At 50.3% G+C, this 807-nt stretch carries 2 protein-coding genes; both read left to right on the top strand.

The window, feature by feature from the left end; translation table 11 throughout:
* Nucleotides 1-121 precede the first annotated feature (121 nt).
* The gene (locus tag AACR11_RS15515) at nucleotides 122-496 is read left to right on the top strand and encodes a hypothetical protein (RefSeq protein ID WP_047517643.1); all 375 of its coding nucleotides are present in this window, start codon (nucleotides 122-124) and stop codon (nucleotides 494-496) included.
* A 3-nt stretch (nucleotides 497-499) separates the two neighbouring features.
* A partial coding sequence (locus tag AACR11_RS15520; RefSeq protein ID WP_079324819.1) for a chemotaxis protein occupies nucleotides 500-807 on the top strand: 308 nt, incomplete at its 3' end.

Here is an 807-nt window from a genome sequence, read left to right on the forward strand (position 1 = left end):
CAGCCAAAAGCAGTAACCAATCTGGGCAATCCATTGGTGGCATCAACATGGGGGGTGGCGTGAGTCCTTGGCTCATCCTTGCTATTGCTGTGTTGGTCATCGTCGCCCTAAAGGTACTCAAATGATTCAGGTGGTAACGCATGACGAAGGCATAAAAGAGCAACTGCGCGAAGCGTTTCGCGCTTGCCCTGATGACTTCGAGGTGATGGAGCAAGCCATTGAGGATGGGTTTGTCAGTATCTACCTCATTCATGGTGATGACTATCGTTTAGCGGTTGCGGGTGAAGTGGTCGGCAATGATTACTTTGTGTGGGCGGTCGAGGGAAAAGGGGCAGTGAATGCCTCTCGGGAACTGGCTGCCTACGTGAAAAACAGCGGCTTAGATGCAATTACCACTAAAACGTATTTTCCATTGGTGGCGCGCCTTCTCAAGCGTCTTGGCAATGTCTCTACCACAGTGCAAGGCGATCACCAATTATTGCGATGGGAGGTTTAGCACATGGGTGGTAAATCCAGTTCAAGCAATAAAACCAGCACGAAGAATACCAGTAGCCAGAATGCCATTAGCGGCGACAACCTTGGGGTTGCGCTAAGTGGTATCGAAGGCTCAACGATTAATGCCACGGTCACCGACCATGGCAGCGTTGAAAAGTCGTTTAACTTTGCAGGTGACGCGCTTGATGAATCTCTCAAGCTCGCCAATGGCGCACTCAAAGAGTACAGCTCAAGCAACAGCGAAAACCTTCAAATGATAGCGGGGCTTGCGGGTAACCAAGCGGCTCAAAACACACAGAACTTAGACAAGCT

Source organism: Vibrio sp. L85 (genome assembly GCF_963871815.1).
Lineage (GTDB): Bacteria > Pseudomonadota > Gammaproteobacteria > Enterobacterales > Vibrionaceae > Vibrio > Vibrio harveyi.

Bases quoted from the DNA above. Each gene is read 5' to 3' on its own strand.
- AACR11_RS15515 (WP_047517643.1), top strand. From the start codon at position 122: ATGATTCAGGTGGTAACGCATGACGAAGGCATAAAAGAGCAACTGCGC.